Genomic DNA, 6,449 nt, shown 5'->3' with positions numbered 1-6,449 from the left:
TGCGGGGTGCAAATGTAACATCTGTTTTTAAATCTCACAAACTTTTTTAAACCTTTTTTTTAGAAATTAATTTCTAATTTGATTTGTTAGTTTGTCAGTATTTTAAAGAACGTCTGCGTTGTTGCGGGTGCAAAAGTAGAACCTTTATTCGTTTTAACAATAGCTTTTCTAAACTATTTTTTAATTATTTTTTAATCAACTGAAAACGTGAAACTTATTTTTTGAGTTTTTTAGCCTTTGTAGGATTTTAGATGGATGAATACCCTGTTTTATGGTTTTTTCACAAAGATTCTCTAAGAAAACACAGAGGCTCGCTAAGGAGCTTTCTCTAATTTAAAGCTCAAATACTGTTTTTTACCCAAATCCCCTAGCCCTGATAGAAGCGAAAATCCTTTCCTGACGACCTTTAGTCATGAAAGATTGCAGCGGATAGCAGGAAATAGCTCCAAAAAAAATACTCTTAATATATGTATCGGCTATTTTCCAAAACCGAATTACCGGAAACATACTATAATATATATTGTATGTATTTTTCGAATACTATATATTTGCATTCTCAAAATTAAACTAACAATGATTAAGATTACTTTGCCCGATGGGTCAGTTAGAGAGTTTGCGCCAGGCGTAACTCCGATGGATGTTGCTAAAAGCATTAGCGAAGGATTTGCACGAAATGTAATTTCGGCATCTTTCAATGGTACAACAGTAGAAACAGTAACTCCTTTGACCACGGACGGCAGTCTTACATTATACACCTGGAATGATGCTGATGGAAAAAAAGCCTTCTGGCATTCGACTTCACACGTCATGGCACAAGTTCTGGAAGAAATGTACCCTGGAATAAAACTAACGCTTGGACCAGCGATTGCAAATGGTTTCTATTATGACGTGGATTTTGAAGATCAAAAAATCACTGAAGCTGATTTCAAGAAAATTGAAGATCGTGTACTTGAAATCTCAAGAGGAAAACACGAATTTAAATTACGTCCTGTTTCTAAAGCAGAAGCATTAGAACTATATAAGGATAACGTATACAAAACTGAATTGATTTCGAATCTTGAAGACGGAACAATCACATTTTGCGATCACGATACTTTTACCGACTTATGTCGTGGTGGACACATTCCTAACACCGGACTTATCAAAGCAATGAAAGTAATGAGTGTTGCAGGTGCTTACTGGCGTGGTGACGAAAAAAACAAACAATTGACTCGTGTTTACGGAACTTCATTCCCTAAACAAAAAGATCTTACTGAATATTTAGCTTTATTAGAAGAAGCAAAACGTCGCGACCACAGAAAGCTTGGAAAAGAATTAGAATTATTTGCTTTCTCTCAAAAAGTTGGTCAAGGATTGCCTTTATGGTTACCTAAAGGAGCTGCCTTAAGAGATAGACTGGAGCAATTCCTGAAAAAAGCACAGAAAAAAGCAGGTTACGAACAAGTAGCCACTCCACATATTGGTCAGAAAGAACTATATGTAACTTCCGGTCATTATGCTAAATACGGAGCAGACAGTTTCCAACCAATAAACACTCCAGCTGAAGGAGAAGAGTTTTTGTTAAAACCAATGAACTGCCCTCACCACTGTGAAATATACAATGTAAGACCTTGGTCATACAAAGATTTACCAAAACGTTATGCTGAATTTGGTACCGTATATAGATATGAGCAATCTGGTGAATTACACGGATTGACTCGTGTAAGAGGTTTTACTCAGGACGACGCACACATTTTCTGTACTCCGGAACAATTAGACGAGGAATTCAAAAAAGTAATCGATCTTGTATTATATGTTTTTGGTTCATTAGGTTTCGAAAACTTTACTGCTCAAATTTCATTAAGAGATCAGGAGAATAGAGAAAAATATATCGGAACAGATGAAAACTGGGAAAAAGCAGAAAATGCAATCATTAATGCTGCCCGTGACAAAGGACTAAACACCGTTGTTGAATATGGCGAAGCTGCTTTTTACGGACCAAAATTAGATTTCATGGTAAAAGATGCCCTTGGAAGACAATGGCAACTTGGAACTATCCAGGTAGATTACAACTTACCGGAACGTTTTGATTTGACCTACAAAGGATCTGACAATGAATTACATCGTCCTGTGATGATTCACAGAGCACCATTTGGCTCTATGGAACGTTTTATAGCTATTTTACTTGAACACACAGCAGGAAATTTCCCTCTTTGGCTAATGCCAGAACAAGCTATTATCTTGTCATTGAGTGAGAAATACGAAAATTATGCTAAAAAAGTTTTAGAATTGCTAGAAAATCACGAAATTCGCGGGCTAATTGATAACCGAAGCGAGACAATCGGTAAAAAAATCAGGGATGCCGAATTACAAAAAATCCCATTTATGCTGATTGTTGGTGAGGAAGAAGAAAAAAATGGCACTATCTCAATCCGTCGTCAAGGTCAGGAAGGAAAAGGAAATATTAGCGTTACAATCGATGAATTTGTCACAATTGTAAACGAAGAAATAAAAAAGACATTAAAAGTATTTACAGTTTAACTTAAATTTTAAAGCCATAGCAATAAGAAGCAATAGAGGTTTTCAACCTCGAGTAGAAAAAAAAGATGCACACAGAATAAACAATCTTATTCGTGTACCTGAAGTACGACTAGTAGGTGAAAATGTAGAGCCTGGAGTTTTCAAAACCGCAGACGCTTTACGTTTAGCTGATCAACTTGAATTGGATTTAGTCGAAATTTCACCAAATGCTGATCCACCGGTTTGTAAAATCATAGATTACAAAAAGTTTGTTTATGAGCAAAAGAAACGTGAAAAAATTCTAAAAGCGAAATCTTCACAAGTTGTCGTTAAAGAAATTCGTTTTGGTCCTCAAACAGATGAACATGATTATGAATTTAAAAGAAAGAACGCTGAAAAATTCTTAAAAGAAGGTGCTAAATTAAAAGCATTTGTATTCTTCAAAGGGCGATCTATTATTTACAAAGATCAAGGTCAAATCTTATTATTAAGATTGGCTACAGATTTAGAAGAATTTGGTAAAGTAGAAGCTATGCCAGTTTTGGAAGGGAAGAGAATGATTATGTTCATTGCTCCAAAGAAAAAAAAATAGCCAAAGTTTAAAAATATTAAGCACAACAAACTTTATATTTTAAAACTTAGAAAAAAAATAAGTAAGTAAGAATAAATTAAAAAACTAGGAAAAATGCCTAAAATGAAAACAAAATCTAGCGCTAAGAAACGTTTTAAAGTTACTGGCTCTGGAAAAATTAAAAGAAAGCATGCTTTTAAAAGTCACATCTTGACTAAAAAATCTAAAAAACGTAAATTAGCCTTGACTCACTCAGCGCTAGTTCACTCAACAGATATGAAAAGTATCAAACAACAATTAAGAATTATCTAATCGACAATTATAAATTGTCAATTTAAAAATTCTTTAGGTTAAAACAATTTAATAACCTTGGAGTATGGCCAATAAGCACTCTTGATTAAATTCGGGTCGCCTGCTACAAAAATAAAAGTAAAAATTATGCCAAGATCGGTAAATTCAGTTGCTAAAAGAGCAAGAAGAAAAAAAATAATGAAACAAGCCAAAGGTTTCTTTGGTCGTCGTAAAAACGTTTGGACAGTTGCTAAAAACGCGGTAGAAAAAGCAATGCTTTATGCTTACCGTGACAGAAAGCAAAACAAAAGAAATTTCCGTTCATTATGGATTCAACGTATTAACGCTGGAGCTAGATTAGAAGGAATGTCTTATTCACAATTTATGGGTAAAGTAAAAGCTAACGGAATCGAATTGAACAGAAAAGTTCTTGCTGATTTAGCTATGAACCACCCAGAAGCTTTCAAAGCTGTACTTAACAAAGTAAAATAAACGTTTTATCAACTCAATTTAAGACTACTTACTTATTATAGAAAACCTCATTTGTTATGCAAATGAGGTTTTTTTGTTCCATTCTTAAATAAAGAATAAAATTTTCATTTAAGTCACAAACTGTTATTAGGAAAAATAGTATTTTAGTTCTATTATTTTCCCTAAGATGAATTTTCAAAAATTATTTCCCAAAATAGTAATTTCAACATTTCTATTTCTTACTTTCCTCATCCATTCATGTGAAAAGAAAAAAGAGACTACTATTACAAATCAGTCTTTTTTCAAAAAGCAACAAGTTGATAAATACTTCAAACTTGCGAATAGATATTATGATGATTCAAAATACGATAGTGCATTCTATTACGCTAATAAAATTCGTTTAGATATTACTCCTGAAAAAGAGCTAAAAAAGTATACTACTAATATGTTTATATTAGTAGCTTGTCAACAACTTCAAGGGGATTATGCAGGTGCAGAATATAGTATAGTAGAAACTTTAAATAAATTGGATAAATTAGAAAGCGACAGGTATCGTTACAAATTTAATTCTATGTTAGCTGGTAATTATGCCTATCTAAAAGAATATGATAATGCTCTTTATTATTATTTAATAGCCTCAAAATACTCAATAAACAATCGATATGATGCAATGAACAAACTAAACATTGGTCATATTTATAAAGAAAAAAAAGAGTATAAAAAAGCACTTCAAATACTAATTCCGCTTTTAAATAATAAAGAAACTAAAAAAAATAAGTACTACACCTCTGGAATATTAAATGACATTGGCTACTGTTATATGAAACTAGGGAAGCCGTATGCTCTTAATTATTTAAAAAAATCATTAGAATTAAATTCAAATTTAGATTCAACGGCTGATAACGATTATGACTTAACAGCTAATTATTATAATTTATACGAGTACTATATTGATAGCAATCCCAAAAAAGCATTAAATTATATCAACTTACTTTATCAAAAAGCTACCGAATACAATAATCCGGACGATAGACTAATAGCACTTGGCTTATTCATCAAACACAGCAAAGGAGATCAATTAAAAAAATATTCCCTTAACTACGTACATCTAAATGATAGCATTACTGAAGTAAGACAAAAAGCAAAAAATTATTTTGCAAAATTAAAATACGACTCAAAAAAAGAAAAAGAAGAAAATCTTAAACTAAAAGAAGAAAAACAATTACAACAGGAATTAGAAAGAAATAAAAATATTTTTATCACTTTTATCATCATCATACTAATTCTTGTTACAACATTTATTTATTATTACCTGGTTGAAAAAAGTAAGAAGGAAAAGATTCAAACGGCATATAATACTGAAATTAGAATTGCAAAAAAACTACACGATGAATTAGCCAACGAAATTTATCAAACTATGAATTTTGCAGAAACACAGGATCTATCATCTCCTCATATTTCAGAAAAATTATTAGAAAACTTAGACAGTATATATGCAACAACAAGAAATATTTCAAGAGAAAACAACCTCATTGAAACAGGATCTCTCTACAAGAATAACTTAAAAGAAATGATTTCCAGTTTTAATAGCAAAAGAGCTAATATCCTGATTAATGGTTTAGAAGAAATAGACTGGAAAAACATAGGTAAACTAAAAAAAATAACATTGTATCGAGTTATACAAGAACTAATGGTAAACATGAAAAAGCACAGTAAAAGCAGCTTAGTACTGATTTCTTTCAAAAAACAAGAAAACAATCTGCTGTTAAATTATTATGACAATGGCATAGGGATCAATTTTGAATTAACAAATAGGAAAGGTGGTCTTCAAAACATAGAAAGCAGAATTGCAGCTATCAACGGAACAATAACTTTTGACAGCAATCAAAATAAAGGTGTTAAAATCAACATAAATATTCCTGTATAATTTACGACCTATGTTTAAAAAAGTATTAATAGTTGAAGATTTAGATTCTATAATAGAAACGGTTAGACATACCTTAGAAAAACTATCCATTAAAAATATTCAATATGCAAAATATTGCGATGAAGCACTTATCAAAATCAAAAAAGCCCAAATAGAAAAAGACCCTTTCGAATTATTAATAAGTGATTTATCTTTTAAAGAAGATCATCGAGAAAACAAACTTAAAAATGGCGAAGAACTTATTAGAACAGTAAAAAATATCCAACCAGAAATAAAAACAATCGTATTTTCTATTGAAGACAAGTCTTTCAAAATACATTCTCTTTTTGAAATTTTAGAAATCAATGCCTATGTTATTAAAGGAAGAAATAGCATTAAAGATTTAAAAAAAGCCGTCCAAGAAACATACAACAACAAAACAAAAATATTATTACCGGAAACATCAACAAACTCAGTAAACAAAAATTCGCTCATAGAAATAGAATCTTATGATATTGAATTATTGAAATTGTTATCTAATGGTTATATAATAAATGAAATTGCAATCAAATTTAAAAATTTGCAAATTCAACCAAACAGCAATAGCAGTATAGAAAAGCGAATCAACAAACTCAAAACCTACTTCAAAGCTAACAATAACGTACATCTTATAGCTATTACAAAAGATTTAGGCTTAATATAACTCAACTT

The 6,449-nt window shown here is 31.2% G+C and carries 6 protein-coding genes; all 6 read left to right on the top strand.

The annotated features are described in order from the left end of the window. The first annotated feature begins 573 nt into the window (after nt 1-573). The 6 genes from thrS to BLR17_RS16285 all read left to right on the top strand — a co-directional run bounded on the left by thrS (nt 574) and on the right by BLR17_RS16285 (nt 6,441). The gene (thrS, locus tag BLR17_RS16310) at nt 574-2,520 is read left to right on the top strand and encodes a threonine--tRNA ligase (RefSeq protein ID WP_066325124.1); all 1,947 of its coding nucleotides are present in this window, start codon (nt 574-576) and stop codon (nt 2,518-2,520) included. A gap of 16 nt (nt 2,521-2,536) precedes the next feature. Then, entirely contained in the window at nt 2,537-3,091 is a 555-nt protein-coding gene (gene infC / locus BLR17_RS16305; protein ID WP_371859337.1) for a translation initiation factor IF-3, read from the top strand. Nucleotides 3,092-3,184: 93 nt separating this feature from the next. Further along, a complete protein-coding gene (rpmI, locus tag BLR17_RS16300; protein WP_007810722.1) occupies nt 3,185-3,382 on the top strand; it encodes a 50S ribosomal protein L35 in 198 nt (65 codons plus the stop codon). A gap of 126 nt (nt 3,383-3,508) precedes the next feature. Then, entirely contained in the window at nt 3,509-3,853 is a 345-nt protein-coding gene (gene rplT / locus BLR17_RS16295) for a 50S ribosomal protein L20 (protein WP_026714940.1), read from the top strand. Between the two features lie 166 nt (nt 3,854-4,019). Then, entirely contained in the window at nt 4,020-5,759 is a 1,740-nt protein-coding gene (locus tag BLR17_RS16290; protein ID WP_083189190.1) for a sensor histidine kinase, read from the top strand. A 10-nt stretch (nt 5,760-5,769) separates the two neighbouring features. Continuing rightward, nucleotides 5,770-6,441, top strand: a complete 672-nt coding sequence (locus BLR17_RS16285) for a response regulator (RefSeq protein ID WP_066325137.1) — start codon at nt 5,770-5,772, stop codon at nt 6,439-6,441. Nucleotides 6,442-6,449: the final 8 nt, after the last annotated feature.

The sequence above is a fragment of the Flavobacterium glycines genome (assembly GCF_900100165.1).
Lineage (GTDB): Bacteria > Bacteroidota > Bacteroidia > Flavobacteriales > Flavobacteriaceae > Flavobacterium > Flavobacterium glycines.
Note: the sequence above shows the minus strand (reverse complement) of the source record. Positions and strands in the feature narration are given on the sequence as shown.